The sequence below is a fragment of the Pseudomonas sp. LPH60 genome, assembly GCF_030718165.1.
In the GTDB taxonomy this organism is placed as follows: domain Bacteria; phylum Pseudomonadota; class Gammaproteobacteria; order Pseudomonadales; family Pseudomonadaceae; genus Aquipseudomonas; species Aquipseudomonas danubii.
In genome coordinates this window covers 233,267-258,992 of record NZ_JAVAJH010000004.1, presented here as the reverse complement: position 1 = coordinate 258,992, position 25,726 = coordinate 233,267, and the positions used below count along the sequence as shown (strand labels likewise).

At 64.4% G+C, this 25,726-nt stretch carries 25 protein-coding genes; 8 read left to right on the top strand and 17 right to left on the bottom strand.

Going from position 1 to position 25,726, the window contains the following annotated elements:
• Positions 1-7: 7 nt before the first annotated feature.
• The 9 genes from hemW to Q8O96_RS15905 form a co-directional block, all read right to left on the bottom strand.
• Positions 8-1,210 carry a radical SAM family heme chaperone HemW gene (hemW, locus tag Q8O96_RS15945; protein WP_305949088.1) on the bottom strand — a complete coding sequence of 401 codons (1,203 nt, stop codon included), beginning with the start codon at positions 1,208-1,210 and terminating at the stop codon, positions 8-10.
• On the bottom strand, positions 1,207-1,803 hold the full coding sequence (gene rdgB, locus Q8O96_RS15940; protein ID WP_025131031.1) for an RdgB/HAM1 family non-canonical purine NTP pyrophosphatase: 597 nt from the start codon (positions 1,801-1,803) through the stop codon (positions 1,207-1,209). Before rdgB ends, hemW begins: the two co-directional genes overlap by 4 nt.
• Entirely contained in the window at positions 1,800-2,234 is a 435-nt protein-coding gene (locus tag Q8O96_RS15935; protein WP_060841544.1) for a DUF4426 domain-containing protein, read from the bottom strand. The genes rdgB and Q8O96_RS15935 overlap by 4 nt, the downstream gene beginning before the upstream one ends.
• A gap of 26 nt (positions 2,235-2,260) precedes the next feature.
• Entirely contained in the window at positions 2,261-2,881 is a 621-nt protein-coding gene (metW, locus tag Q8O96_RS15930; RefSeq protein ID WP_011064017.1) for a methionine biosynthesis protein MetW, read from the bottom strand.
• Positions 2,882-2,888: 7 nt separating this feature from the next.
• Entirely contained in the window at positions 2,889-4,028 is a 1,140-nt protein-coding gene (locus Q8O96_RS15925; RefSeq protein WP_102862082.1) for a homoserine O-acetyltransferase, read from the bottom strand.
• 163 nt (positions 4,029-4,191) lie between these two features.
• Positions 4,192-4,485, bottom strand: coding sequence for a DUF167 domain-containing protein (locus Q8O96_RS15920; protein ID WP_102862081.1), 294 nt, complete (start codon positions 4,483-4,485; stop codon positions 4,192-4,194).
• Positions 4,485-5,072: a YggT family protein gene (locus Q8O96_RS15915; RefSeq protein ID WP_102862080.1), complete on the bottom strand. Its 588-nt coding sequence runs from the start codon at positions 5,070-5,072 to the stop codon at positions 4,485-4,487. Before Q8O96_RS15915 ends, Q8O96_RS15920 begins: the two co-directional genes overlap by 1 nt.
• Before the next feature lie 24 nt (positions 5,073-5,096).
• Entirely contained in the window at positions 5,097-5,915 is an 819-nt protein-coding gene (proC, locus tag Q8O96_RS15910; RefSeq protein ID WP_102862079.1) for a pyrroline-5-carboxylate reductase, read from the bottom strand.
• Between the two features lie 34 nt (positions 5,916-5,949).
• Positions 5,950-6,648, bottom strand: a complete 699-nt coding sequence (locus Q8O96_RS15905; protein WP_102862078.1) for a YggS family pyridoxal phosphate-dependent enzyme — start codon at positions 6,646-6,648, stop codon at positions 5,950-5,952.
• 183 nt (positions 6,649-6,831) lie between these two features.
• Here Q8O96_RS15905 and Q8O96_RS15900 point away from each other — a divergent pair, with 183 nt between their 5' ends.
• Complete coding sequence (locus tag Q8O96_RS15900; protein ID WP_115581139.1) at positions 6,832-7,866, top strand: type IV pilus twitching motility protein PilT; 1,035 nt, start codon at positions 6,832-6,834, stop codon at positions 7,864-7,866.
• An 86-nt stretch (positions 7,867-7,952) separates the two neighbouring features.
• Here the strand turns inward: Q8O96_RS15900 and Q8O96_RS15895 are convergent, their stop codons facing one another.
• Positions 7,953-8,576, bottom strand: a complete 624-nt coding sequence (locus tag Q8O96_RS15895) for a C40 family peptidase (protein WP_102862076.1) — start codon at positions 8,574-8,576, stop codon at positions 7,953-7,955.
• Positions 8,577-8,827: 251 nt separating this feature from the next.
• On the opposite strand from Q8O96_RS15895, the gene Q8O96_RS15890 reads away from it, so the two are divergent.
• Positions 8,828-9,247 carry a TM2 domain-containing protein gene (locus Q8O96_RS15890; RefSeq protein ID WP_305949087.1) on the top strand — a complete coding sequence of 140 codons (420 nt, stop codon included), beginning with the start codon at positions 8,828-8,830 and terminating at the stop codon, positions 9,245-9,247.
• A 127-nt stretch (positions 9,248-9,374) separates the two neighbouring features.
• Here the strand turns inward: Q8O96_RS15890 and Q8O96_RS15885 are convergent, their stop codons facing one another.
• The 7 genes from Q8O96_RS15885 to gshB all read right to left on the bottom strand — a co-directional run bounded on the left by Q8O96_RS15885 (position 9,375) and on the right by gshB (position 15,433).
• A complete protein-coding gene (locus Q8O96_RS15885) occupies positions 9,375-10,646 on the bottom strand; it encodes a dihydroorotase (RefSeq protein ID WP_102862074.1) in 1,272 nt (423 codons plus the stop codon).
• The gene (locus Q8O96_RS15880; protein ID WP_011064007.1) at positions 10,643-11,647 is read right to left on the bottom strand and encodes an aspartate carbamoyltransferase catalytic subunit; all 1,005 of its coding nucleotides are present in this window, start codon (positions 11,645-11,647) and stop codon (positions 10,643-10,645) included. Before Q8O96_RS15880 ends, Q8O96_RS15885 begins: the two co-directional genes overlap by 4 nt.
• Before the next feature lie 25 nt (positions 11,648-11,672).
• A complete protein-coding gene (gene pyrR / locus Q8O96_RS15875) occupies positions 11,673-12,179 on the bottom strand; it encodes a bifunctional pyr operon transcriptional regulator/uracil phosphoribosyltransferase PyrR (RefSeq protein WP_060841533.1) in 507 nt (168 codons plus the stop codon).
• Positions 12,180-12,295: 116 nt separating this feature from the next.
• Positions 12,296-12,733, bottom strand: a complete 438-nt coding sequence (gene ruvX, locus Q8O96_RS15870) for a Holliday junction resolvase RuvX (protein ID WP_102862073.1) — start codon at positions 12,731-12,733, stop codon at positions 12,296-12,298.
• Complete coding sequence (locus Q8O96_RS15865) at positions 12,733-13,302, bottom strand: YqgE/AlgH family protein (RefSeq protein ID WP_102862072.1); 570 nt, start codon at positions 13,300-13,302, stop codon at positions 12,733-12,735. The genes ruvX and Q8O96_RS15865 overlap by 1 nt, the downstream gene beginning before the upstream one ends.
• Before the next feature lie 129 nt (positions 13,303-13,431).
• A complete protein-coding gene (locus tag Q8O96_RS15860) occupies positions 13,432-14,331 on the bottom strand; it encodes an energy transducer TonB (RefSeq protein ID WP_102881163.1) in 900 nt (299 codons plus the stop codon).
• 130 nt (positions 14,332-14,461) lie between these two features.
• Positions 14,462-15,433, bottom strand: a complete 972-nt coding sequence (gshB, locus tag Q8O96_RS15855) for a glutathione synthase (RefSeq protein ID WP_102881162.1) — start codon at positions 15,431-15,433, stop codon at positions 14,462-14,464.
• Positions 15,434-15,669: 236 nt separating this feature from the next.
• Between gshB and pilG the strand changes: the two genes are divergently transcribed.
• From pilG to Q8O96_RS15825, 6 genes are all read left to right on the top strand, one after another.
• Entirely contained in the window at positions 15,670-16,074 is a 405-nt protein-coding gene (gene pilG / locus Q8O96_RS15850; protein WP_305949086.1) for a twitching motility response regulator PilG, read from the top strand.
• 57 nt (positions 16,075-16,131) lie between these two features.
• Positions 16,132-16,497, top strand: coding sequence for a twitching motility response regulator PilH (gene pilH, locus Q8O96_RS15845; protein ID WP_011064000.1), 366 nt, complete (start codon positions 16,132-16,134; stop codon positions 16,495-16,497).
• A 10-nt stretch (positions 16,498-16,507) separates the two neighbouring features.
• Positions 16,508-17,047 (top strand): chemotaxis protein CheW, encoded by a 540-nt coding sequence (locus Q8O96_RS15840; protein ID WP_102862069.1) that lies wholly within the window; start codon positions 16,508-16,510, stop codon positions 17,045-17,047.
• Between the two features lie 140 nt (positions 17,048-17,187).
• Entirely contained in the window at positions 17,188-19,251 is a 2,064-nt protein-coding gene (locus Q8O96_RS15835) for a methyl-accepting chemotaxis protein (RefSeq protein WP_102862068.1), read from the top strand.
• 55 nt (positions 19,252-19,306) lie between these two features.
• Entirely contained in the window at positions 19,307-25,222 is a 5,916-nt protein-coding gene (locus Q8O96_RS15830; protein WP_305949085.1) for an Hpt domain-containing protein, read from the top strand.
• A complete protein-coding gene (locus tag Q8O96_RS15825) occupies positions 25,215-25,664 on the top strand; it encodes a chemotaxis protein CheW (protein ID WP_102862066.1) in 450 nt (149 codons plus the stop codon). Before Q8O96_RS15830 ends, Q8O96_RS15825 begins: the two co-directional genes overlap by 8 nt.
• Positions 25,665-25,726 lie beyond the last annotated feature (62 nt).

The following is a 25,726-nucleotide window of genomic DNA, read 5'->3' as shown; positions in this document are numbered from 1 at the left end:
GATTTCCTTAGATCAGAAAGTATTGCAGCAGGTCATTGAGGAAGAGTTGCCCGCGGGCCGTGGCCGCCAGGCGTGACGGTTCGACCTGCAACAAGCCACTTTGTTCGGCCTGACGCCGACCTTCGGCAAGGCTGGCCAGATCCAGGCCGGTGCGCTGGGCGAACAGTGCAGCGTCGACGCCATCGGTGAGGCGCAGGGCGTTCATCAGGAACTCGAACGGCAGCTCGTCGTTGCCCAGGGTCTTCTCGCCAGCCTTGAACGGCTTGGCCGGGTTCAGGTAGTCCTTGGGCAGGCGGGTCTTCCAGGTGCGCAAAATGCGCCCGTCCGGGTGGCTGAGCTTGCCGTGGGCGCCGGCACCGATGCCGATGAAGTCGCCGAAGCTCCAGTAGTTCAGGTTGTGCCGCGCCGCGCGTCCGGGCTGGGCGTAGGCCGACACTTCATACTGGGCGTAGCCATGCTCGGCCAGCAGTGCCTGGCCGGCTTCCTGGATATCCCACAGGGTGTCGTCCTCCGGCAGCACCGGCGGCTGGTTCCAGAACACCGTGTTGGGTTCCAGGGTCAGCTGATACCAGGACAGGTGGGTCGGCTTCATGGCGATGGCCTGACGCAGATCGCCCAGGGCATCGTCCAGGGACTGATCCGGCAAGCCGTGCATCAGGTCCAGGTTGAAGTTGTCGAACCCGGCCTGGCGCGCCATACCGGCGGCGCGTACCGCTTCGTTACCGTTGTGGATGCGGCCCAGGGCCTTGAGCTTCTGTTCCTGGAAGCTCTGGATGCCGATGGACAGGCGGTTGATTCCCAGGGCGCGATAGGCGGTGAATTTCTCCTGCTCGAAGGTCCCGGGGTTGGCTTCCAGGGTGATTTCGATATCGCTGGCGAAGGCGATGCGTTGTTCCACGCCCTGGAGCAGCCGCCCCAGGGCCTGGGCACTGAACAGGCTCGGGGTGCCGCCGCCGAAGAAGATCGAACTCAGCTCGCGGCCATGCACCGCGTGCAGCTCCAGGTCGAGGTCGGCCAGCAGGGCGTCGACGTACTCTTCTTCCGGCAACGTCGGGCTGGCGGCGTGGGAGTTGAAATCGCAATAAGGGCATTTGCGTACACACCACGGGATGTGGATGTACAGCGCCAGGGGCGGCAACTGGGGCAGCGCCGCCCGAGGCGTTGGCGCGCCGCCGAGAATCAGCGGCGACGCGGATCGGTCCTGGCTCATTTCAGGCCCAGGCGTTGCCGCAGAATGGCCATGGCGCGGGCGCGGTGGCTGAGCTGGTTTTTCTCCACGGGGCCCAGCTCGGCGCTGGAGCAGTCACGTTCCGGCACCCAGAACAGCGGGTCGTAGCCGAAACCGTGTTCGCCACTGGCGGCGGTGAGGATGCGCCCGTGCCACAGGCCTTCGCAGAGGATCGGCAACGGATCGTCGGCGTGCCGCACCAGGGCAAGGACGCAGACGAACTGCGCGCCGCGCTGGGCTTCGGGGACGTCTTTCAGGGCTTCGAGCAGCTTGGCGTTGTTCGCCGCGTCGCCCTGGCCGTCGGCATAGCGCGCCGAGTAGATGCCCGGCGCGCCGCCGAGAAAGTCCACGGCCAGGCCGGAATCGTCCGCCAGTGCCGGCAGGCCGGAAATGCGTGCGGCATTGCGCGCCTTGAGGATGGCGTTTTCGACGAACGACAGACCGGTTTCTTCCGGCTCGACGCTGCTGAACTCGCCGATCGAGCGCAGTTGCACCGAGGCGCCGAGCATGGCCTGGAGTTCTTTGAGTTTGCCGGCGTTGTGGCTGGCCAGTACGAGTTGCGTAAGGTTCATTATTCGCCCGGGAATAGCTCTTGGTTGAAGCTGAAGCTGTTGGTATCGCCACCCGTTTGCACGGTGATGGTGAAGGTACGGGTTTCCTGCTGTTCCACCGGGAACTGGGCGATGTAGTAGATCGCGCCCTGTTCGGTGATCTGGCGGAATTTCAGCGGGATGCTCTTGCTGGTCAGGTCCTTGACCGTACCGCTGACCTGGCCGACCAGCGGCTTGCCATCCTTGATCAGGGAGACGTTGATCACGCCCTGGTTCTTGCTGCGAACCAGCTCCGCGGCCCTGGCGACGTCAGGTTGCAGGTAGGTGGAGTTGAAGGTGTTGTAGTGCACGGTGATGTCACCGAACACCTCCTTGCGCTCGCTCTTGATCGGGTCTGCCGCCAGGGCACTGAAGCTCAGGCAGGCAGCCAATAGAAATGTCACCAGACGTCCCATGATGGTTCTCCTCGATGCAACGTGGTTTATACCGCGACCTTGTGATCTTGCAGGCCGGGACTGCTGACGCGGTAGATGCCGATCTCTCCCAACAGATTAGGCCATAGCTTACTGGCCCACCCGTGACGGTGTTGTTGATCGACGGCAAGGCGGTTGATCACCCGGGCTTGGCGCTCGCGGCACAGCTCTTCGAAGTCCTCGAAGGTGCAGAAGTGGATGTTCGGCGTGTTGTACCAGGTGTACGGCAGGAACTCCGAGACCGGCATCCGACCCTTGCTGGCCAGGTACCAGCGGCAGCGCCAGTGGCCGAAGTTGGGGAAAGTGATGATGCACTGGCGGCCGACCCGGAGCATTTCGTCGAGGATCTTGTCCGGGTAGTGCACGGCCTGCAGGGCCTGGGTCATGACCACGATATCGAAGCTGTTGCTGGCGAAGTTGCCCAGACCCTTGTCCAGGTCCTGCTCGATCACGTTGATGCCCTTGGCCACGCACTCGGCAATGTTGTCCGGGTCGTTTTCCAGGCCGTAGCCGGTGACTTGCTTGTGTTCCTGCAGCCAGCTCAGCAGCTCGCCGTTACCGCAGCCCAGGTCGAGGACGCGGCTGCCGGCGGGGATCCATTCCTGGATGATTTCCAGATCGGCTCTCATCGTGTCCTCACAAGGTAATGCGGTTCATGTAGTGACTAAAGGCCTGCAAGTAGCGCGGGATCGGGATCAGGAAGGCGTCGTGCCCCTGAGGTGCGTCGATCTCCAGGTAGCAGACGTCCTTGCGCGCCGCCATCAGCGCGTCCACCAGCTCCCGGGAACGGGCCGGGGAGAAGCGCCAGTCGGTGGTGAAGGACATCACGCAGAACTTGGCGCTGGCGTTGGCGAAGGTCTTGGCCAGGTCGTCGTCGAAGTTCGCCGCCGGGTCGAAATAGTCCAGGGCCTTGGTCATCAGCAGGTAGGTGTTGGCGTCGAAACGCCCGGAAAACTCTTCGCCCTGGTAGCGCAGGTAGCTTTCCACCTGGAATTCGACGCTGTGGAAGTCGTAGTTGAGCTTTTCGCTCTTGAGACCGCGGCCGAATTTCTCGCCCATGGAGTCATCGGACAGGTAGGTGATGTGCCCGACCATGCGCGCCAGCATCAGCCCGCGTTTAGGGATCACGCCTTGTTCCTGGAAAGAACCGCCGTGGAACTCCGGGTCGGTGAGAATCGCCTGGCGTGCCACTTCGTTGAAGGCAATGTTCTGCGCCGAGAGCTTGGGCGCCGAGGCGATGGCCAGGCAGTGCCGTACCCGGTCCGGGTAGGTGATGGTCCATTGCAGGGCCTGCATGCCGCCCAGGCTGCCGCCGATCACCGCCGCCCACTGGGCAATGCCCAGGCGGTCCGCCAGGCGCGCCTGGCTGTGCACCCAGTCTTCCACGGTGAGCACCGGGAAATCGGCGCCGAACGGCTTGCCGGTTTCCGGATTGAGGCTGCTGGGGCCGGTGGAGCCGTTGCAACCGCCGAGGTTGTTGAGGCTGACCACGAAGAACTTGTTGGTATCGATGGGCTTGCCGGGACCGATGCAGCTGTCCCACCAACCGGGCTTGCGGTCATCGACGCTGTGGTAGCCGGCGGCGTGATGATGGCCGGACAGGGCGTGGCAGATCAGCACCGCGTTGCTGGCGCTGGCGTTGAGCTGACCATAGGTTTCGTAGATCAGGTCGTAGGCCGGTAGCGCGCGTCCGCAGGCCAGGGCCAGAGGATCGCTGAAGTGCGCTATTTCTGGCGTGACCAGACCAACAGAATCGGGGGGAAAGGCAGTTGGCATCGACCCTGCTCTCATTTAAATGAGGCGTAAGTCTAAAGACCGCTGCCCCCAGCGGCAAGCAAAGCCCGGGGCTGTATTTGGTTGGAGAAATAGCGGGGTGAGATTCGCTGGCAAGCCAGCGCCTACAGCGGACCTGGGGCGTAGGAGCCGGCTTGCCGAAGAATCAGGCAGGGCGCGCCAGCCCCGGCAGATCCGGCAGCTTCTTCGGCGCTTGCAGGCGCACGCGCTTCTGCCGGTTCAACTCGCCACTGACCAGGCTGACGTGGCTCTTGGGAATGCCGAAAGCCTTGGCCAGGAACCCCATCAAGTGAGCATTGGCCTTGCCCTCCACAGGCGGGGCGGTGAGGCGGATCTTCAGCCGCTCCCCATGCAGGCCAGCGAACTCGTCGCTGCTGGCCTTGGGTTGCAGGTGACAATCGAGAATCAGATCGTCACCGTCCCAGCGGAAGTAGCTCATCAGATCAGCCCGAACAACTCAGGGGGCATGAAGGTGTAGAGCGCCAGGCGCGGAATCAGCCACTGTTGCACCAGCTGGATCACGATGAAGGCCAGGATCGGCGAGATGTCCAGGCCGCCCAGGTTGGGCACGATGCGCCGGAATGGGGCCAGCAGCGGCTCGCTGATCTGGTAGGCCAGTTCCGCGCCCGGGCTCTGGCTGCCAGGAGCGACCCAGGACAGGATCACGCTGATGATCATGGCGAAGAACCAGATCTTCAGGAACAGCGCGAAGATCCCGATCGGCGCCCACAGCAGCAGTCCCAGGGCATTGAAGGAGATTTGGCTGAGGGTCAGGACGATGGCGAACAGCGCCATTTGGACGATCAGGGCCAGGACCAGCGAGGACATGTCGAGCCCGAACATGCTGGGGATCACCCGGCGCAGGGGTTTGAGCAATGGCTGGGTGGCGCGCACGATGAACTGGCAGATAGGGTTGTAGAAGTTCGCTCGCACCACTTGCAGCATGAAGCGCAGCAGGACCACCAGCAGGTACAGGCTGCCCAGGGTCTGAATCACAAAAATGGCAGCGTCGTTGAGTCCGAACATTATCGATTCCTTTGTAGGGGCGAGTTAACGACCGAGTTGTTCGGCCATTTCGGCCGAGCGGTGCGCGGCGGCACCCAATGCTTTTTCCACCAGGGCTTCAAAGCCGTTGGCCTGGAACGATTTGATCGCGGCTTCCGTGGTGCCGGCTGGCGACGTTACGCGGCGGCGCAGCTCGGCGGCGTCGACGTCACTGGACACTGCCATGTGAGCCGCCCCCAGGGCGGTCTGCAGGGTCAGTTGGGCGGCGGTTTCCCGAGGCAGGCCGAGCTTTTCGCCAGCGGCGGTCATGGCTTCGATCAGCAGGAAGAAATACGCCGGGCCGCTGCCGGACACCGCGGTCACAGCGTCCAGTTGTTGCTCTTGATCCAGCCACAGGGCGATGCCCACGGCGGACAGCAGTTCTTCGGCCTGATGGCGCTGTTCAGGGCTGACCTGGGCGGTGGCATACAGGCCGCTGACGCCCTGGCGCAGCAGCGCCGGGGTGTTGGGCATGCAGCGCACGATCGGTTGCTCGCCGAGCCAGTGGTTCATGCTGGCGCAGGTGATGCCGGCGGCAATGGACACCACCAGCTGCTGCGGCTGCAGGCTCGGGCGCAGGGCTTCGCACACGGCTTTCATGGCCTGGGGTTTGACCGCCAGGACGATCACATCGACGCCGGCGATGGCTTCGGCGTTGTCGGCGAACACCTGGATGCCGTGTTCGGCAGCCACCTTGGCCCGGGTTTCGGCGCCGGGGTCACTGGCACGGATCTGTGCCGCCTCAAGGCCTTTGGCCCGCAGGCCACCGATGAGGCTGGCCGCCATGTTGCCGGCGCCGATAAAAGCGATACGAGTCGTGTTCATGACAGGTCCTTATGAGAGGTCAGGGTCAGTCGCATCAGGACTGACTGTAGTCGCGGGCACCAAACAGTGCGGTACCGATCCGCACCCAGGTGGCGCCCTGGGCGATGGCCGCTTCGAGGTCGTGGCTCATGCCCATGGAAAGGGTGTCCAGGGGCAGCTTGAGGTTGTCGCGCAGTTGGTTGTTCAGGGCCTGCACCGCCGCGAAGGCGGCTTCCTGGGCGGCGCGGTCCTCGGTGGGCTCGGGAATCGCCATCAGCCCGCGCAGTTGCAGGCGTGGCAAGGCGCTGATGGCCCTGGCCAGGTCTGGCAGGTCGGCCGGGGTACAGCCGGACTTGCTGGCTTCGCCACTGACATTCACCTGGATGCAGATGTTCAGCGGCGGCAGCTCGGCGGGGCGTTGCTCGGACAGGCGTTGTGCGATTTTCAAGCGATCCACGGAATGCACCCAGGCAAAGTGCTCGGCAATGGCGCGAGTCTTGTTCGACTGAATGGGGCCGATGAAGTGCCAACTCAAGGGCAGGTCCGCCAGTTCCTGTTGTTTGCCCAGGGCTTCTTGCAGGTAGTTCTCGCCGAAGTCCCGCAGGCCGGCGGCATAGGCTTCGCGCAGGGCGGCGGCGGGTTTGGTCTTGCTCACGGCCAGCAGCATGACGCTGTCCGGGGCACGCTGTACGGCCTGGCAGGCGCTGCGGATGCGCTCGGCTAGCTGGGCAATGTTGTCTGCTATCGTGGACATTCGATTTCTTCTCAAAAGTACCGGCGACCGGGAGCCTGTGACCTTGGCCGCCAACCGCCGCATGAATCCACCAGACCCTGATTGTCGACCGGCCCGAGCATCGCTCAAGGGCCGCGCCGGTCATTGCCTGGCATGGCGGCTGGGTCTGAAGCTCGCGGCATTCTACTGGAATTGGGGGGCACTATGGACATCACCGAACTCCTGACTTTGAGCATCTCCCGGGGTGCTTCCGACTTGCATCTGTCTGCCGGACTGGCGCCGATGTTGCGCATTGATGGCGATATTCGTCCGCTGGACAGCCCGGCCCTGGATGCACAGCAGGTGCTGTCCTTGATGCATGGCTTGATGAGCGAGCCACAGCGGCAGGTGTTCGCCAGCCAGCAGGATCTGGACTTTGCCTACGAACTGCCGGGCGTGGCGCGGTTCCGGGTCAATGCCTTCCAGCACGTCCGGGGAGCGGCTGCAGTGCTGCGCCTGATCCCGTCACGGGTACAGAGCCTGGAGGCGTTGGGACTGGGGCAAGTGTTTCAGCAGATTGCCGAAGCGCCTCGGGGGCTGGTGCTGGTCACCGGGCCCACCGGTAGCGGCAAATCCACCACCCTGGCGGCGATGATCGATCACCTGAACCAGCATCGGCAGCAGCACATCCTCACCCTCGAAGACCCCATCGAGTTCATTCATCCGCAGAAAAGTTGCCTGATCCACCAGCGCGAGGTGCCGCGTGATACCCGCAGTTTCGCCACCGCCTTGCGTGCGGCGCTGCGGGAGGACCCGGACGTGATCCTGCTGGGAGAGTTGCGCGATCTGGAAAGCATTCGCCTGGCCCTGACCGCCGCCGAAACCGGGCACCTGGTGTTCGCCACCCTGCACACTGCATCCGCGGCCAAGAGCATCGACCGGCTGGTGGACGTGTTCCCGGGGGAGGAAAAGGCCCTGGTGCGCTCGATGCTGGCCGAGTCGCTGCAGGCGGTCATTGCCCAGGTGTTGCTGAAGAAAGTGGGCGGTGGGCGGGTGGCGGCTCACGAAATCATGCTGGGCAATGCGGCGATCCGTAACCTGATTCGCGAGGACAAGGTGGCGCAGATGTATTCGGCGATCCAGACCGGCGGGGCCCAGGGCATGCGCACCCTGGACATGAGCCTCAAGGCATTGCTGGGGCAAGGGCTGATCAGCCGTGAACAGGCGCGGGAGCAGGCCCGGATGCCGGAGAGCTTTTGACAGGGCTGGAAATGCATTCGCCGGCAAGCCGGCTCCTACAGGTGGGTGTAGGAGCCGGCTTGCCGGCGAATGGGCGAATCAGCAGATCAGCGCTGCACGACCCGCAGAGGTGCCTGTTCCTTGGGCAGTACCCGCTTGGCAACCACGTAGTGGCTCTGCCAGTAGGGTTTCTTCAGGGTGTCGATGGTCACTGCCTTGCCGCGCCGTGGGGCGTGGATAAAGCGGTCTTCGCCCAGGTAGATGGCGACGTGGTTGACCTTGCGGCTCTTGATGTTGAAGAACAGCAGATCGCCCGGCTTCAGGTCCTTGCGCTCGACCTTCTGCCCGTGGCCGCTGGCCATGGCGTTGGAGGTGCGTGGCAGGTCCACGGCGGCGACGTCATTGAAGGCGTAGCGCACCAGGCCGCTGCAATCGAAGCCTTTACTTGGGCTGCTGCCGCCCCAACGATAGGGGGTGCCCAGCACATTGACCGCACGGCTGAGGACAGTGGTGCTTGGCCGGCCGGCGTTGTTGGCCACCAGCTTGCTGTCGGCCTTGCTCAGGCGGGTGGGGTGCTTGATGGTGGTCTTGTTCTTGGCGGTGACCGTCGAAACATGGGGTTTCGGGGTGTAGCCATTAACGTTGGGAAGTCGTTGCTCACGGTTGGTGGCGTGGGCGGCCAGTGGCATTAATAGGCAAATGGTTAGCCATGTCTTGAAAAATGGTCGCATTAGGCAAGGCTCTTATTTGGTTAGCGCGCAACTTTATAACAGCTTTCAGGTCACTTCCGTGGCCGTTTGTCGATTCAACCTTGGGGTCAACTTCGGCAAAGAGGTGGCAACTTGACGCAGAAAACCGTCAGAAGTCAGGCAGTACAAGGCTTTGGCGGAACAGAAGGTAACATTGTCCACACGTCGAAAGCCTGTAAAAAAGTCACAAAGATTTTAAGAATATTTATCTATCACCTAGCAAGAGGCTCTTAATGAACACCTATCGTCAGGATGCATCCGCCCATGACACCCACAGCAAGGTGATCGGTTACCTGTTGTGGATTCTCGGTTTTACCGGCGCTCACCGCTTCTATTACGGCAAGCCGGTGACCGGGACCATTTGGTTCTTCACCCTTGGTCTATTGGGCATTGGCTGGCTGATCGACTTGTTCCTGATCCCGTCCATGGACCGGGAAGCGGACTTGCGCTTTACCTCTGGTCCCCTGGAATACAGCGTGGCCTGGATTCTGCTGACCTTCCTCGGGGTATTTGGCGTACATCGCATGTACCAGGGCAAATGGCTGAGCGGTGTGCTCTACCTGTTCACCGGTGGTTTGTTCTTCCTGGGGGTGCTGTACGACTTCTGGACCCTGAACGACCAGGTCTCCCTGGAAAACGCCAAACGCCGCTGATCCAGTCAGCGGCGCAGGCGGTGATGGCGTTGCATGGGGCTGTTGCCGCAGGCCGCCATCAGGAGCGGCGGCTCCTTCGGAGCCGTTCGCAGCCTGCGGCAGCGGCTACAGGGCGCCAGCCAGGCAATCAGCCTTGATAGCTGATATGCCCATCCACCAGGGTGTAGCGCACGGCGCCCGGCAGGCTATGGCCGAGGAACGGGCAGTTCTCGCCCTTGGACAGCCAGCGCTCGCCGGCCACGGTGGAACTGGCCGGGTCGAACAGCACCAGGTCCGCTGCACCCCCTTCCACCAGCTTGCCCGCCGGCAGGCGCAAGGCCTCGGCAGGACCCGCGCTGAGGCGCGCCAGCAGGGTCGGCAGGTCCAGTAAACCGTCCTGAACCAGGGTCAGGGCCAGTGGCAGCAGCAACTCGACGCTGCTGATGCCGGGCTCGGTGGCTCCGAACGGCGCCAGCTTGGCATCGCGCTCGTGGGGCTGGTGATGGCTGGAGATGGCTTGCACCACCCCGGACTTCACCGCTGCACGCAGGGCATCACGGTCGGCCCGCGAGCGCAGTGGCGGCTGCACGTGATACAGGCTGGAGAAGTCGATCAGCGCCTCATCGGTGAGGATCAGCTGATACAGCGCCACATCGGCGGTCACTGGCAGGCCGCGGGCCTGGGCCTGGGCGATCAGCTCAACGCCCCGGGCGCTGGTCAGCTGGCTGAAGTGAGCGCGCACGCCGCTTTGTTCCACCAGCAGCAGGTCCCGGGCCAGGGCCACGGTTTCCGCGCTTTCGGGAATCCCCGGCAAACCGAGGAAGCTGGCGGTAGCACCTTCATGGGCCAGGCCGCCTTCGGCCAGGTCGCGGTCCTGGGAGTGGAAGATTACCGTCAGGTCGAAGGTGGCGGCGTATTCCAGGGCACGGCACAGGGTGCGGGTGCTGCGGAAGCCGTCCAGACCGTTGCCGAAGGCCACGCAGCCGGCGTCACGCAACGCGATCAGCTCGGCTAATTGCTCGCCTTCCAGGCCCTTGCTCAGAGCCCCGATCGGGAAGACTTTGCTGTTGCCGGCTTCCCGGGCGCGGTCGAGGATCAGTTCGGCCACGGCCGAGGTATCCAGTACCGGTTTGGTATGCGGCGGGCAGCACAGACTGGTGACGCCACCGGCCGCGGCGGCGCGGGTTTCGCTGGCGATGCTGCCCTTGCGGCTGTAGCCCGGCTCGCGCAGGGCCACGCTCAGGTCCACCAGGCCGGGCGCGGCCACCAGGCCCTTGGCGTCGATGATAGTGACGGCATTGAAACCATTGGGGGCGGCGCCGATGGCGACGATCTTGCCGGCTTCCAGGTGCAGATCAGTGGTTTGATCCAGGCCGCTGCTTGGATCGATGACGCGGGCGCCGAGAATGCTGAGCTTCACTGGGCGTTCTCCTGCTCGAATTGTCGCTGGGCGGTCTGCCCGCTCATGGCCATGGACAGCACGGCCATGCGCACTGCAATGCCGTAGGTCACCTGATTGAGGATCACCGAGTGCGGACCGTCGGCCACCGCCGATTCGATCTCCACGCCGCGGTTAATCGGGCCCGGGTGCATGACGATGGCGTCGGGCTTGGCCCCGGCCAGGCGTGCGGTGGTCAGGCCGAACAGGCGGTAGAACTCGCCTTCGCTGGGCAGCAGGCCGCCCTGCATGCGCTCACGCTGCAGGCGCAGCATGATCACCACGTCCACGTCTTTCAGGCCTTCGGTCATGTCGGTGTAGACCTTGACCCCGTACTGCTCGATGCCGATGGGCAGCAGGGTTTTCGGTGCGATCACGCGGATGTCCGGGCAGCCGAGGGTTTTCAGCGCCAGCATGTTCGAGCGGGCTACCCGCGAGTGCAGGATGTCGCCGACGATGGCCACCGAGAGGTTCTCGAAGCCGCCCTTGTGCCGGCGGATGGTCAGCATGTCGAGCATGCCCTGGGTCGGGTGGGCGTGACGGCCGTCGCCGCCGTTGATGATCGCTACCTGAGGGCACACGTGTTCGGCGATGAAGTGCGCGGCGCCGGAGTCGCCGTGGCGTACCACGAACATGTCGGCGGCCATGGCTTCCAGGTTGCGCAGGGTGTCCAGCAGGGTTTCACCCTTGCTCGCCGAGGAGGTCGAGACATTCAGGGTGATCACGTCCGCCGACAGCCGCTGGGCCGCCAGTTCGAAGGTGGTGCGGGTCCGGGTGGAGTTCTCGAAGAACACGTTGCACACGGTCTTGCCGCGCAGCAGCGGGACTTTCTTGACCGCCCGGGCGCCGACTTCGAGGAAGGAGTCGGCGGTGTCGAGGATTTCTGTCAGCAGCTCGCGGTTCAGGCCGTCGAGGGACAGGAAATGGCGCAGCTGGCCCTGATCGTTGAGCTGCAGCGGGCGCTTGGCGTCTAGAGGCGTCATCGCAATGGACTCTTAAAAGGGCGAGTTAGAGGGCGAGGTCTTGGAGCTCGAGTTGAAGCGGCGCAGGACCGGACAATTTTACCCGCTCGTGGGCGGCCAGCGACAGGGTCGCGCCCACCACATTCGGACGAATCGGCAGCTCGGCGGCGTTCAGGTCCAGCAGGCAGACCAGGGTCACGCTGGCTGGACGGCCATAGTCGAACAGCTCGTTGAGGGCGGCGCGGATGGTCCGGCCGCTCATCAGCACGTCATCAATCAGCACCAGATGCTGGCCTTCGATCTCGAACGGCAGTTCCGAAGGGCGAACTTGCGGGTGCAGGCCGTTCTGGCTGAAGTCGTCGCGGTAGAAGGACACATCCAGGGTGCCCAGAGGGGCGTCGCTGCCCAGGGCTTCCAACAGGGCCTGGGCCACCCACACGCCACCGGTACGGATACCGATGAAGCGCGGCTCGCTGATGGCGCGCTGGGCCAGGTGGGCGTTGAGATCAGTGGCCATCTGGCTGATCAGGGCGGCGGGATTGGGCAGGCTCATGGTGGCTCCTTCGTGGGCTCGCGCCTGCTGCCGGGCAGCAGGGCACGGGAACTTACGGCTGGTGTTGGGCCAGGAGGCGCGCAGCCTTGGGCCGCGCATCTTCAGGATTCGGGATCTCAGGTATTCAACAGCGTGGCGTTTTCGTCGAGCCAGCCCTGCAGCAGCAGGGCCGCGGCGATGGCGTCTACCGGGTTGTCGCGGTAACTGCCTTTCTGCCCGCCCCGGGCCAGGCGTTCGCCCTTGGCCTCGAAGGTGGTCAGGCGTTCATCGTGGGTATAGAAGGGCACATTGAAGCGGCCGTTCAGGCGCCGGGCGAACTTCTCGGCGCGCACGCACATGTCGCTGGGGCTGCCGTCCATGTTCAGGGGCAGGCCCACCACCACGGCGTCGGGTTTCCATTCCGTCATCAGCGCTTGCACCTGATTCCAGTCCGGCACGCCGTTCTGCGCCTTCAAGGTGCACAGCTCCCGGGCCTGGCCGGTGATGGCCTGACCCACGGCAACGCCGATCTGCTTGGTGCCGTAGTCGAAGCCCAGGATCAGTCGCAAGGCCATCAGGCGTGCCCCGCCTGGCTGGTGAGCAGGCTGAGGTTGACCCCCAGGTGCCGGGCGGCGGCTTCCAGGCGCAATTCGCTGCTGGTGTTGAACAGGATGTCGGCGTCGAAGGGGCAGGTCAGCCAGGCGTTGTCCGCCAGTTCGGCTTCCAGCTGCCCGGCTTCCCAGCCGGCATAGCCCAGGGCGATCAGGCTCTTGGCCGGGCCCACGCCGTCGGCAATGGCGAACAGCACATCCTGGGAGGTGGACAGGGACAGTCCTTCGAATTCCACCGTGGCCTGATAGATCGGGCCGTTGGGGTGCAGGACAAAACCGCGATCAGTCTGCACCGGGCCGCCGCTGAAGATCGGCACATGCTGGCACAGCAGCGACGGTTCTTCGTCGGGGCGCAATTGTTCGAGGATATCGGCCAGGCTCAGGTCCAGGGGCCGATTGATCACCAGGCCCATGGCGCCGCTGGCATTGTGCTCGACGATATAGGTCAACGTCTGGGCAAAATTCGGGTCGGCCATATGGGGCATGGCGATCAGGAAGTGATGCTTGAGATAGCTGGGGCTGACATTTTTCATGAGCGCTAGTGTGGCGGTGGCGGGCCCGGCTGACAAGCGCGCCCTGTGCAGGAGCTGGCTTGCCAGCGAAGGCGTCATTGGGATTTGCGCCACTCTGTCGGGCCTCTTCGAGGCCGCAGGGGCGAACGATCAGTTGCTGGACAGTTTGTCGCCCCGGGCGAAGCGCCAGGTGCGGATGATTTCCAGGCGGTCGATGTCCGACAGGTCGCCGGTAAAGGGGGCGAACGGCGCCGCCAGGCGCACGATGCGTTGGGCGGCCTGGTCCAGCAGCGGCTGGCCGGAGGACTCCAGCACCAGCACTTCGTACAGGGAACCGTCGCGGTTGATCGAGACCATCAGCCGCAAGTTGCCGTAGATCTGCTTACGCCGGGCTTCCTCGGGGTAGTTGAGGTTGCCGATGCGCTCGACCTTCTTGCGCCACTCGTCCTTATACCAGGCGCCCTTGTCGCGCATGGTGGAGGCGGCGCTCAGGCGGTGGATGCGTGGACGCTTGGCGTACAGCTGCTGTTCGTTGGCCAGTTCGGCTTCCAGGCTGGAAATCTCGCTGGACAGTTGAGCGCTGTCGAAACGCGGGGTATCGGCCTTTGGCGTCGGGTCTTTCTTGACCTCTTCACGCTGGGTCACGGTCTTTTTCGGCTTCGGCGCGGTGGTGGCCACGGCCGCTTTGGGCGCGACTTCCTTGACTTCAGGTTTGACTGACGGTGGCGGCACGACCTTTTTCACCGAGTTGTCCTGAAAGGGGGCGACTTCGGTGGTTTTCGGAATGGCTTTCTTGTCCAGGGTGCCGCTGCCTTCCTGATTTTCCTGGGCGAGGAAGTCGGCCTTCTTCGGCTTGGTCTCGCTCTTGAAGGTGGCCAGGGTGATTTCCAGGGTCTTGCTGATCGCCTTGGGTTCGGCAAAGGAAAAGCCCAGGCCGAGGATCAGTGCCAGGTGCAGGAGCGCCGCCAGGAACAGGGTAAATCCCAGGCGATCGGCCGCGCGCACGCCGCTATGGGCCAGCTCGGGGGGCAGATCGGACGGGAGGTTCATCGACGGTTCGACATCACAGGAGGCATCACACAACCAACATCACGGTTTCACAGGCGGCGCATGATAACGCAATGTTGGTTTCAAGCCTTGAGTGCCAAGCTTCAAGCGACAAGCTGCAGCTTGATGCAGATCAAGCTTGCGGCTTGTTGCTGGCGGCTTGCAGTTTGCGTTCGATGGCATCCATCAGCCGCGCGCCGATCTGGGTGCCGAAGGCATTGTCGATTTCACGGATGCAGGTGGGGCTGGTGACGTTGATTTCCGTCAGGTGCTCGCCGATCACGTCGAGGCCGACGAACAGCAGGCCCTTGGCCCGCAGGGTCGGGCCGACCTGAGCGGCAATCCAGCGATCCTTGTCGCTCAGTGGACGGGCCTCGCCACGACCGCCAGCGGCCAGGTTGCCACGGGTTTCACCGGCGGCGGGGATGCGCGCCAGGCAGTAATCCACCGGTTCGCCATCGATCATCAGGATGCGCTTGTCGCCGTCCTTGATGGCCGGCAGGTAGGCCTGGGCCATGATCTGCTGGCTGCCGAGCACGGTCAGGGTTTCCAGGATCACCGACAGGTTCGGGTCGCCGGCGCGGTGACGGAAGATCGAGGTGCCGCCCATGCCGTCCAGGGGCTTGAGAATCACATCGCCATGCTGGGCGGCGAACTCGCGCAACACATCGGCGCGACGGCTGACCACGGTGGGCGGGGTGCACTGGGGGAACAGGGTGGCAAACAGCTTTTCATTGCAGTCGCGCAGGCTCTGGGGCTTGTTGACCACCAGCACGCCGGCGCTTTCGGCCTGTTCCAGCAGGTAGGTGGAGTAGACGAACTCCATGTCGAAGGGCGGGTCCTTGCGCATCAGGATCACGTCCAGATCGCTCAGCGGGCAGTCGATCTCGGCGTCCAGCTCGAACCATTTCTCCGGGTTGGCGAACACCTGCAGCGGCCGCATGCGCGCCCGGGCCACGCCGGCGCCCTGGTACAGGTCGCGCTGCTCCATATAGAAGAGGGTCCAGCCGCGCTCCTGGGCGGCCAGCAGCATGGCCAGCGAGCTGTCCTTCTTGTAGGAAATGCTGGCGATAGGGTCCATGACAATCCCGACGCGAACGCTCATGGGTGGATTCCTTTAAGAAAATGAGTGGAAGTAAGGCAAAAAAAGTGGCGTCAGAGTGGCGCTGACAAGGGCCTGGGTCAAGGAAAAACCACTGCCTGGCGTGGTCCATAGATTGCAGGGGGGAGAGTGTGCTAAAAAGGCTCGCAGGCCGGGCCGAGGCCTTGAAGTTCAAGGGTTTGGGGCGTTGGCCAGCGGTACCGGATCAAATCATTCGCTGGGGCGATGGCAGAGCAGATATGGAACAGCATTCCAACGCCTTGAAGGTGATGGTGATCGACGATTCGAAGACGATTCGCCGCACGGCCGAAATGCTGCTGAAGAACGTCGGCTGTGAAGTCATTACCGCAGTGGACGGCTTCGAAGCGCTGTCGAAGATCGTCGACCACCACCCCGGAATCATTTTCGTCGACATCATGATGCCGCGGCTCGACGGTTATCAGACCTGTGCGCTGGTGAAGAACCACAGCGCGTTCAAGTCCATTCCCGTGATCATGCTGTCCTCCAAGGACGGCCTGTTCGACAAGGCCAAGGGGCGTATCGTCGGCTCCGACCAGTTTTTGACCAAACCCTTCAGCAAGGAAGAACTGCTGAGCGCAATCAAGGCCCACGTTCCGGACTTTATCGCGCTTGCGCCACAGTAGACACGCACAATGGCGTCCGGCCCGCGGGCCGCGCGCCTATACCGTATGGGGAAGACCATGGCTCGTATTCTGATCGTCGATGACTCGCCGACTGAAATGTACAAACTCACCGGCATGCTGGAAAAGCACGGCCATGAAGTGCTCAAGGCCGAGAACGGTGCCGACGGCGTGGCCCTGGCCCGGGAAGAAAAACCCGATGCGGTGCTGATGGACATCGTCATGCCCGGCCTCAACGGCTTCCAGGCCACCCGGCAGTTGACCAAGGACGCCGAGACCAGCCACATCCCGGTGATCATCATCACCACCAAGGATCAGGAAACCGACAAGGTCTGGGGCACCCGCCAGGGCGCCAAGGACTACCTGACCAAGCCGGTGGACGAAGAGACCCTGATCAAGACCCTGAACAACGTCCTGGCCGGCTGACCGCCCGGCCATGAGCGAATCCCAGACCGCCTTCGAGCTGCTGCTGGAGATCGACCAGCGCTGCCGCCTGCTGGCTGCCGACCTGCCGTCCCAGGAAACCCGCCAGCACAGCTGGAGCGGTATCGGTTTCCGCCTGGGAGAGCACTGGTATGTCGCGGCCATGGGCGAGATCAGCGAAGTCCTGCACGAGCCGCGCTACACCCTGCTGCCCGGGGTCAAACCCTGGGTCAAGGGCGTGGCCAACCTGCGTGGGCGCCTGCTGCCGATTATGGACCTGTGCGGTTTTTTCGGTCATGAACTGTCGCCCCTGCGCAAGCAGCGGCGAGTGCTGGTGGTGGAGTACAAAGAGCTGTTCGCCGGCCTGCTGGTGGATGAGGTGGCCGGCCTGCAGCACTTTGCCCAGGACAGCCTGGAGCCCGGCCTTGGCGGATTCTCCGACGCCGCGATCAATCCCTACCTGCAAGGGCAGTTCCGTCGTGATCAGGTCTGGCAGGTGTTCAGCCCCTTCGCCCTGGCCCGTTCTCCCGGGTTCCTGGAGGTGGCGGCATGAATGACTCCCCGACGGCTGTGCAGCCCGTTTGCAGTGCCATGGCAGGCCCGTGCCTTCCTGGATCAATCCATGCTGCCCTGGCGATGCGTGCGTCCCGGGGACCCGAACGCGGGACCGCCCGCTCGCCACAGGCCTGATCGATGACCAACGCCAAAACCGGCAAGCCCCTGGAGGGCTCCCGCAGTCGCTCGCAGATCATCGTGCTGTTCATCGCACTGATCGTGTTCATCATGCTGCTGTTCGCCAACTTCGCTTACCTCAATACCCAGGCCACCTACGACAAGCAGTACATCGGCCATGCCGGTGAGCTGCGGGTGCTGTCCCAGCGCATCGCCAAGAACGCCACCGAAGCGGCGGCGGGCAAGGCCGCGGCGTTCAAGCTGCTGGGGGATGCACGCAACGACTTTGCCCAGCGCTGGGGCTATCTGAAGAAGGGCGACCCGGCCACCGGCCTGCCCGGGGCCCCGGTGGCCCTGCGTCAGGAAATGCGCGCCGTGCAGTTGGACTGGGAAAAACTGCTGAAGAACACCGACGCGATCCTGGCCAGCGAACAGACGGTGTTGTCCCTGCATCAGGTGGCCGCGACCCTGGCGGAAACCGTGCCGCAGTTGCAGGTGGAATACGAAAAGGTGGTGGAGATCCTGCTCCAGCGCGGCGCCCCGGCAGCCCAGGTGGCCATGGCCCAGCGCCAGTCGCTGTTGGCCGAACGGATTCTCGGTGCGGTGAATACGGTGCTGGCCGGCGACGAAAACGCCGTGCAGGCCGCCGATGCATTCGGCCGCGATGCCGCGCGTTTCGGCCAGGTGCTCAACGGCATGCTGCAAGGCAACCCGGGGCTGAAGATCAGCCAGGTCGAAGACCTCGACGCCCGGTCCCGCCTGACGGAGATTTCCGAACTGTTCGAGTTCGTTTCCGGTTCCGTGGACGAGATCCTCGAAACCTCGCCCGAGCTGTTCCAGGTCCGCGAATCGGCGAGCAACATCTTCAGCCTGTCCCAGACCCTGCTGGACGAAGCCTCGCTGCTGGCCACCGGCTTCGAGAACCTGGCCGGCAGCCGCAAGCTGGACACCATCGGCGGTTATGTCCTGGGCCTGCTGGCACTGGCGTCGATCATCCTCATCGGCCTGGTGATGGTCCGCGAAACCAACCGCCAGTTGCGGGAAACCGCCGAGAAGAACGAGCGCAACCAGAACGCGATCATGCGTCTGCTGGATGAGATCGAGGACCTGGCGGACGGCGACCTGACAGTGACCGCTTCGGTGACCGAGGACTTCACCGGCACCATTGCCGATTCCATCAACTATTCCGTCGACCAACTGCGCGACCTGGTGGCCACCATCAACCTCACGGCGGGTCAGGTGGCCGGCGCGGTGCAGGAAACCCAGGCCACCGCCATGCAACTGGCGGAAGCCTCGGAGCATCAGGCGCAGCAGATTTGCGAAGCCTCCACGGCGATCAACGACATTGCCCAGTCCATCGATCAGGTCTCGGCCACCGCGGCGGAGTCCTCGGCGGTGGCCGAGCGCTCGGTGGAGATCGCCAACAAGGGCAACGAAGTGGTGCACAACACCATCCACGGCATGGACAACATTCGTGAACAGATCCAGGACACCGCCAAGCGCATCAAGCGTCTGGGTGAGTCTTCCCAGGAAATCGGCGATATCGTCAGCCTGATCGACGACATTGCCGACCAGACCAACATCCTGGCCCTCAACGCGGCGATCCAGGCCTCCATGGCCGGGGATGCCGGGCGCGGTTTTGCCGTGGTGGCCGATGAAGTGCAACGGTTGGCGGAGCGCTCCTCGGCGGCCACGCGACAGATCGAGACCCTGGTGCGGGCGATCCAGACCGATACCAACGAGGCGGTGATCTCCATGGAGCAGACCACCACCGAAGTGGTGCGCGGTGCGCGCCTGGCCCAGGACGCTGGGGTGGCCCTGGAAGAAATCGAAGGCGTATCCAGGACCCTGGCGGCGCTGATCCAGAGCATCTCCAATGCGGCCCAGCAACAGACCTCCTCGGCCGGTCAGATTTCCCTGACCATGAACGTGATCCAGCAGATCACCTCGCAAACCTCGTCCGGCTCCACTGCGACCGCCGAGAGCATCGGCAACCTGGCGAAGATGGCCAGCCAACTGCGCCGCTCTGTATCCGGCTTTACCCTGCCGGCGACCCGGGGACCGGCCCCGAATGACAACCGCTGACGCTGGGAACCCGTTTGCGATCTGGCGAGCACAGAAGGTTTTGACTGGAGTGGTTATGGTTGACCGGCATGACTATGTGGCCCTGGAATGGGTCAAGGGCGAAATTGCCGAGACCTTGAAGCAGGCCTATCAGGCACTGGAGCACCTGGCGGACGATCCCCAGGCCTTGGACGCCCTCGACCAGTGCCTGGAGGGGATTCATCAGGTCCATGGCAGCCTGCAGATGGTGGAGTTCTACGGCGCCGCGCTGTTGGCCGAGGAGATGGAGAAACTCGCCCTGGCCCTGCAGCAACAGCGGGTGGCCCAGCGTGACGAAGCCCTGCGCCTGCTGCGCCAGGCCATCAGCCAGTTGCCCCAGTACCTGGACCGGGTGCAGAGCGCCCGGCGCGACCTGCCGTTGGTGGTGTTGCCACTGCTCAACGACCTGCGCAGCGCCCGGGGTGAAAGCCTGCTTTCGGAAACCAGCCTGTTCAGCCCGCAATTGCCCAGCCTGCCGCCTCTTTCCGACAAGGCCCTGGCAGCGCTGGAACCCCTGGAATTCCCGACCCAGTTGCGCAAGCTGCGACACATGCTGCAGACCGCGCTGGTGGACCTGCTGCGTGAGCAGGACGCCGACATTTGCCTGGGCCACATGGCCAAGGTCTTCGAGCGCCTGGAGGCCCTGTGCCAGGATGCACCGCTGGCGCCCTTGTGGCATATCGCCTCGGCCCTGGTGGAAGGCATGCGCCAGAACGAAATCGCCAACAGCCCGGCGGTGCGCAGCCTGCTCAAGGACGCCGACAAGGAACTCAAGCGGCTCCTGGAGCAGGGCATGCCCGGCATCAACCAGGCGGCGCCCGCCGAGTTGCTCAAGAGCCTGTTGTTCTACATCGCCAAGGCGCGCCATCCCACTCCATTGATGCTGACCATGAAAGAACGTTACGGACTGGACGATGCCTTGCCCGACAGCGCGGTGGTCGACGAGGAGCGGGCCCGCATGGCCGGCCCCGATCGCGATGCCATGCGTTCGGTGCTGGCGGCCGTGTGCGACGGCCTGGTGCGGGTCAAGGAGCGCCTCGACCTGTTCGTGCGCAGCGATCGCCAGCACGCCGGCGACCTGGACAGCCTGCTGTCGCCGCTGCGGCAGATCGCCGACACCCTGGCAGTGCTGGGGTTCGGCCAGCCGCGCAAGGTGATCATCGACCAGTTGGCGGTGGTGCAGAGTCTGGCTCAGGGCCAGCGGGCGCCGGACGACGCGGTGTTGATGGATGTGGCCGGTGCCCTGTTGTATGTCGAGGCGACCCTGGCCGGCATGGTCGGTACTGTGGAGCCGGAGAGTCGCGAAGAAAGCCGCCTGCCCACCACCGACCTGACCCAGATCCACCAACTGGTGATCAGGGAGGCACGGCTCTGCCTGCAGCAGGCCAAGGACCTGATCATCGAGTGCATCGAAGGTGACTGGGAGCGCGAGCTACTGGTTTCGCTGCCAGAGCTGCTGACCCAGGTGCGCGGTGCCCTGGCGATGATTCCGCTGCCCCGCGCCGCCAGCCTGATGGAGGCCTGCAACCAGTTCATCGTCGAGCATCTGCTGCTGGCGCAACCCAGGCCGGCCTGGCAGCAACTGGACCATCTGGCTGACGTGATCACCAGCCTGGAGTACTACCTGGAGCGCTTGAGCGAGGACCATGAAGCCCCGGGCGAAAAGATCCTCGACGTTGCCGAGCAAGGCCTGGCCGCCCTTGGCTATGTACCGGTGGAACAGGTGCCGTTGCTGGATCAGCCCCTGAGTCCCAACCAGGCCCAAGTGGCGCAGGACCTGCAGGCGCAGGATGATCCCCAGGTGGCGCAGTCCCTGGCGGATGCGCTGGCGCTGCCGGTATCGGCCCTCAACCCGCCGGCCCTGATCACCCCGGGCAGCCTGCTGCCGCCCCCTCGGGACGAGGAGCCCGTGGACGACGAACTGCGGGAAGTGTTCCTCGAAGAAACCGAGGAAGTGCTGGAAATGCTTCGCGAGTACCTGCCGCGCTGGGCGGCCGACCCCCAGGGCACGTCCGCCCTGAGTGAGCTGCGCCGGGCCTTTCATACCCTCAAGGGCAGCGGCCGCATGGTGCGCGCGCTGGTGCTGGGGGAGTTGGCCTGGGCGGTGGAGAACCTCCTCAATCGGGTGCTGGAACACAGCGTGGCCCCCGGCCCCGAGGTCCTGCAGCTGGTGGCGGACACGCTGGAGCTGTTGCCTGAGCTGATCGCCGAATTCGCCGTCCAGGGTCAGCGTCAGCGCGATGATGTCGATCGCCTGGCGGCGCGTGCCCATGCCCTGGCCAAGGGCGCCGAGGAGCCTGCCAGCGTGGCGCCGGACGACCACGCCCTCGACCCGCAGTTGCTGGAAATCTTCCGTGCCGAAGCCCAGACCCACCTGGACAGCATCCAGCGTTTTCTCGATCAGGCCGCCGAGCACGTGCCGTTGCAGGCCAGCGACGCACTGCAACGTGCCCTGCACACCCTCAAGGGCAGCGCCTCCATGGCCGGAGTGCTGCCCATCGCCGAGCTGGCCGGGCCCTTCGACCAATTGGCCCGGGAGTACCGGGCGCACCTGATTCCCCTGGACCTGGACGAAGTGGAACTGCTGCTGGAGGCCGAAGGCCTGCTGCGCCGTGGCTTGCGGCAGCTGGACAGTGATCCGCTGGCGCCCATCGATGGTGCCCGCTCATTGGTCGGCCGCGTCCTGGTGCTGCTGGGGGAGCGGCTGGAAGCCTTGCTCAACGCCCCGGACAGTGCCCCTCGGGCCAAGCGCGATCCGCAACTGATCAACAACTTCCTGGCCCAGGGCATGGACATCCTGCTGGATGCCGAAAGCCTGTTGCGGCGTTGGCAGCAGCATCCCGGCGAGCGCCAGGAGCTCAGCGCCTTGCTGGACGAGTTGACCACCCTTGGCGAAGGCGCTCACCTGGCCGACCTGCATCCGGTGGATGAGCTGTGCGAGGCCCTGCTCGATCTCTATGGCGCCGTGGAGGAAAGCAGCCTGGCGGTCAGCGAGGGCTTCTTCAATGAAGCCGAAAGCGCCCATGAAGCCCTGATCAACATGCTCGACGAGCTGGCGGCGGGCCAGGAAGTCAGCCCGCGGCCGGAGCGGGTCGAGGCCCTGCGCGAACTGTTGCACCAGGGCCTCGACCCGTCCGCCACCGGCTTGATCAGAAGCGACGGCAGCCGTGTCCTGAGTATCAGTGAACTGGGGGCGGCCACCGCTGGCCTGGAGCAGGTTGCAGATCCTCTGCAAGCCGATGACGAGATCGTCGAGATCTTCCTCGAAGAAGCGGTGGATATCCTCGAAAGCGCCGACCAGGCCTTGCAGCGCTGGCTGGCCGATCCTGAAAATGCTGCACCGCTGTCGTCCCTGCAGCGGGACATGCATACCCTCAAGGGCGGTGCGCGCATGGCCGAAGTGGCCCCGGTGGCGGAACTGGCCCATGAGCTGGAGTCGCTGTACGAGGGGCTGGTGGACCGGCGCTACAGCCACAGTCAGCACCTGGGCCTGCTATTGCGCAGCAGCCATGAGCAGTTGGCGCTGCTGCTGGAGCAATTGCAGGGGCAACGGCCGCTGGACGAGTCCCGGGCCCAGGTCGATGCCGTGCGGGCCTACCGGCAGCAGGCCGCAAGCCCTGCGGAGCCGGTGCCGAGCGCGGCGCAGGAAGACAGTGCCGCCCAGGACCCGGAGCTGCTGGAGATCTTCCTCGAAGAGGGCTTCGACATCATCGACAGCTCCGCCGCGGCCCTGGGGCGCTGGCAGGCCGACCCCCAGGCCCGCCAGGAGGTGGAAACCCTGCTGCGGGACCTGCACACCCTCAAGGGCGGTGCGCGGATGGTGGAGATTGCTCCCATCGGCGATCTGGCCCACGAGCTGGAGTTTCTCTTCGAAGGCCTGTCCGCCGGCCTGCTGCAACCCAGCCCGGCGCTGTTCACCCTGTTGCAGAAAAGTCACGACCGTCTGGCGCAGATGCTCGACGCAGCCCGGGCTGGCCAGCCCATCGAGGCGGCGCAGAAACTCATCGACGCCATCCACGACCTGAGCCATCCCCGTGTGCCGTCCACGTCTGGGGTGCCAACCCCGCTACCGGCGAGCAAGCCCGAGCCTGTTGCACCCGCTCCAGAAGCGGCGGCAGCCGGGGACATGGTCAAGGTATCGGCGGAGTTGCTGGACGACCTGGTGAACCTGGCCGGGGAGACGTCGATCTTTCGTGGCCGCATCGAACAACAGGTCAACGATGCTCGGGTGGCCCTCGGCGAGATGGAAACCACCATCGAGCGGATGCGTGACCAGCTGCGCCGCCTGGACACCGAAACCCAGGGACGGATTCTCAGCCGCCAGCAGGTGGAGGCCGAGCGCCTGGGCTACGAAGAGTTCGACCCCCTGGAAATGGATCGACACTCGCAGTTGCAGCAGCTGTCCCGGGCCCTGTTCGAATCGGCCTCGGACCTGCTGGACCTCAAGGAAACCCTCGACCGGCGCAACCATGACGCCGAGAACCTGTTGCAGCAGCAGGGGCGCATCAACACCGAGTTGCAAGAAGGCCTGATGCGCACCCGCATGGTGCCTTTCGAACGCATGGTGCCAAGGCTCAAGCGCATCGTGCGCCAAGTGGCCGAAGAGCTGGGCAAGGACGTGGAATTCGTGGTGGGCAATGCCGAGGGGGAAATGGACCGCAACGTGCTCGAACGCATGGTCGCGCCCCTGGAGCACATGCTGCGCAACGCCGTGGACCACGGCCTGGAATCCGTCGAGGCGCGGCTGGCCGCCGGCAAGCCGCGACAGGGGCGGATCACCCTCGACCTGTCCCGCGAGGGCGGCGACATCATCTTCGACATGCGCGACGACGGTGCCGGAGTGCCCCTGGAGGCGGTGCGCAACAAGGCCATCAAGCGCGGCCTGCTGGACCCGCAAGCCCCCATCAGCGACCGCGAGGTGCTGCAGTTCATCATGCAGCCGGGCTTTTCCACCGCCGAGAAGATCACCCAGATCTCCGGGCGTGGCGTCGGCATGGACGTGGTCCATGAAGAAGTACGCCAACTGGGCGGCAGCATGAGCATTGATTCGGTGGCCGGGCAGGGGGTGCATTTTCGTATCCGTTTGCCATTCACCGTCTCGGTCAACCGGGCATTGATGGTGCAGTGCGCCGACGAGCAGTACGCCATCCCGCTGAACACCGTGGAAGGCATCGTCCGGGTGCTGCCGGGTGAGCTGGACGCCTATTACCAACTCGACCCGCCGCGCTATGAATACGCCGGCCAGCGCTATGACCTGTGCTACCTGGGGGAGCTGCTGCACACCGTGCCGCGGCCAAAACTCCTGGGCCAGGTGCTGCCGTTGCCGGTGCTGCTGGTGCACTGCAACGAGCAGCGTATCGCGGTGCAGGTGGACACCACGGCCGGCACCCGGGAGATCGTAGTCAAGAGCCTGGGCCCGCAGTTCGCGGCAGTGCAGGGCCTGTCCGGTGCGACGATTCTCGGCGATGGCCGGGTGGTGCTGATTCTCGACCTGCTGGCGCATATCCGCGCACAGCAGTTGCAAGCGCCCGTGCCGCGTCCGGCCGGGGAAGAAGCACTGAGCGAGGTGGAGCCGCCACGGCCGATGCTGGTGCTGGTGGTGGATGACTCGGTCACCGTGCGCAAGGTCACCAGCCGCTTGCTGGAGCGCCACGGCATGAACGTGCTCACTGCCAAGGACGGAGTCGATGCCATGGCCGTGCTGGCCGAGCACACCCCGGACCTGATGCTGCTGGATATCGAGATGCCGCGCATGGACGGCTTCGAAGTGGCGATCCAGGTGCGTAACGATCCCCGTCTGCAGCACTTGCCGATCATCATGATCACCTCCCGTACCGGCCAGAAACACCGCGATCGGGCCATGGCCATTGGGGTCAACGACTACCTCGGCAAGCCTTATCAAGAGTCGGTGTTGCTGGAAAGCATCGCCCTGTGGAGCAAGAACCATGCTTGATCACCGCTCCAGCACCCTCACCGGGCTGTTGTTGCCCCTGGCCGACCGCACCCTGATCTTGCCGAACGTGGCGGTGGCCGAGTTGATCGACTACCAGCAGGGCGCCTTCGACCTGGACTCGCCACCCTGGTACCTGGGCCAGGTGCTCTGGCGCGAGCGGCGGATTCCGTTGATCAGTTTCGAATCGGCCTGTGGCAACAAGACGGTGATCGGCGAGCGGGCTCGCATCGTGGTGCTCAATGCCCTGGGCGGGCGCCCGGAACTGAAGTTCATCGCCTTGCTGGTGCAGGGCATTCCCCGCTCTTGCAAGCTCGACAGCCAACTGAGCTATGTCGACGTGCCCCTGGCCCCCCTGGAAAAAGCCGCGGTGCAGGTGGCCGAGCTGGTGGCCAAGGTGCCGGATCTGCTGGCGCTGGAAGAGTTGCTGGTGGGGGGGCTTTAGGGCCGCTTCGCCGGCAAGCCGGCTCCTGCACAAAACCGCCTGTAGGCGCGGGCTTGCCAGCG

What these genes read in the sequence shown, in the direction of transcription:
- hemW (WP_305949088.1), bottom strand. Translation starts at nt 1,210, where the DNA reads ATGAGCCAGGACCGATCCGCGTCGCCGCTGATTCTCGGCGGCGCGCCA.
- Q8O96_RS15935 (WP_060841544.1), bottom strand. Translation starts at nt 2,234, where the DNA reads ATGGGACGTCTGGTGACATTTCTATTGGCTGCCTGCCTGAGCTTCAGT.
- metW (WP_011064017.1), bottom strand. Translation starts at nt 2,881, where the DNA reads ATGAGAGCCGATCTGGAAATCATCCAGGAATGGATCCCCGCCGGCAGC.
- Q8O96_RS15925 (WP_102862082.1), bottom strand. Translation starts at nt 4,028, where the DNA reads ATGCCAACTGCCTTTCCCCCCGATTCTGTTGGTCTGGTCACGCCAGAA.
- Q8O96_RS15920 (WP_102862081.1), bottom strand. Translation starts at nt 4,485, where the DNA reads ATGAGCTACTTCCGCTGGGACGGTGACGATCTGATTCTCGATTGTCAC.
- Q8O96_RS15915 (WP_102862080.1), bottom strand. Translation starts at nt 5,072, where the DNA reads ATGTTCGGACTCAACGACGCTGCCATTTTTGTGATTCAGACCCTGGGC.
- proC (WP_102862079.1), bottom strand. Translation starts at nt 5,915, where the DNA reads ATGAACACGACTCGTATCGCTTTTATCGGCGCCGGCAACATGGCGGCC.
- Q8O96_RS15905 (WP_102862078.1), bottom strand. Translation starts at nt 6,648, where the DNA reads ATGTCCACGATAGCAGACAACATTGCCCAGCTAGCCGAGCGCATCCGC.
- Q8O96_RS15900 (WP_115581139.1), top strand. Translation starts at nt 6,832, where the DNA reads ATGGACATCACCGAACTCCTGACTTTGAGCATCTCCCGGGGTGCTTCC.
- Q8O96_RS15895 (WP_102862076.1), bottom strand. Translation starts at nt 8,576, where the DNA reads ATGCGACCATTTTTCAAGACATGGCTAACCATTTGCCTATTAATGCCA.
- Q8O96_RS15890 (WP_305949087.1), top strand. Translation starts at nt 8,828, where the DNA reads ATGAACACCTATCGTCAGGATGCATCCGCCCATGACACCCACAGCAAG.
- Q8O96_RS15880 (WP_011064007.1), bottom strand. Translation starts at nt 11,647, where the DNA reads ATGACGCCTCTAGACGCCAAGCGCCCGCTGCAGCTCAACGATCAGGGC.
- pyrR (WP_060841533.1), bottom strand. Translation starts at nt 12,179, where the DNA reads ATGAGCCTGCCCAATCCCGCCGCCCTGATCAGCCAGATGGCCACTGAT.
- ruvX (WP_102862073.1), bottom strand. Translation starts at nt 12,733, where the DNA reads ATGGCCTTGCGACTGATCCTGGGCTTCGACTACGGCACCAAGCAGATC.
- Q8O96_RS15865 (WP_102862072.1), bottom strand. Translation starts at nt 13,302, where the DNA reads ATGAAAAATGTCAGCCCCAGCTATCTCAAGCATCACTTCCTGATCGCC.
- Q8O96_RS15860 (WP_102881163.1), bottom strand. Translation starts at nt 14,331, where the DNA reads ATGAACCTCCCGTCCGATCTGCCCCCCGAGCTGGCCCATAGCGGCGTG.
- gshB (WP_102881162.1), bottom strand. Translation starts at nt 15,433, where the DNA reads ATGAGCGTTCGCGTCGGGATTGTCATGGACCCTATCGCCAGCATTTCC.
- pilG (WP_305949086.1), top strand. Translation starts at nt 15,670, where the DNA reads ATGGAACAGCATTCCAACGCCTTGAAGGTGATGGTGATCGACGATTCG.
- pilH (WP_011064000.1), top strand. Translation starts at nt 16,132, where the DNA reads ATGGCTCGTATTCTGATCGTCGATGACTCGCCGACTGAAATGTACAAA.
- Q8O96_RS15840 (WP_102862069.1), top strand. Translation starts at nt 16,508, where the DNA reads ATGAGCGAATCCCAGACCGCCTTCGAGCTGCTGCTGGAGATCGACCAG.
- Q8O96_RS15835 (WP_102862068.1), top strand. Translation starts at nt 17,188, where the DNA reads ATGACCAACGCCAAAACCGGCAAGCCCCTGGAGGGCTCCCGCAGTCGC.
- Q8O96_RS15830 (WP_305949085.1), top strand. Translation starts at nt 19,307, where the DNA reads ATGGTTGACCGGCATGACTATGTGGCCCTGGAATGGGTCAAGGGCGAA.
- Q8O96_RS15825 (WP_102862066.1), top strand. Translation starts at nt 25,215, where the DNA reads ATGCTTGATCACCGCTCCAGCACCCTCACCGGGCTGTTGTTGCCCCTG.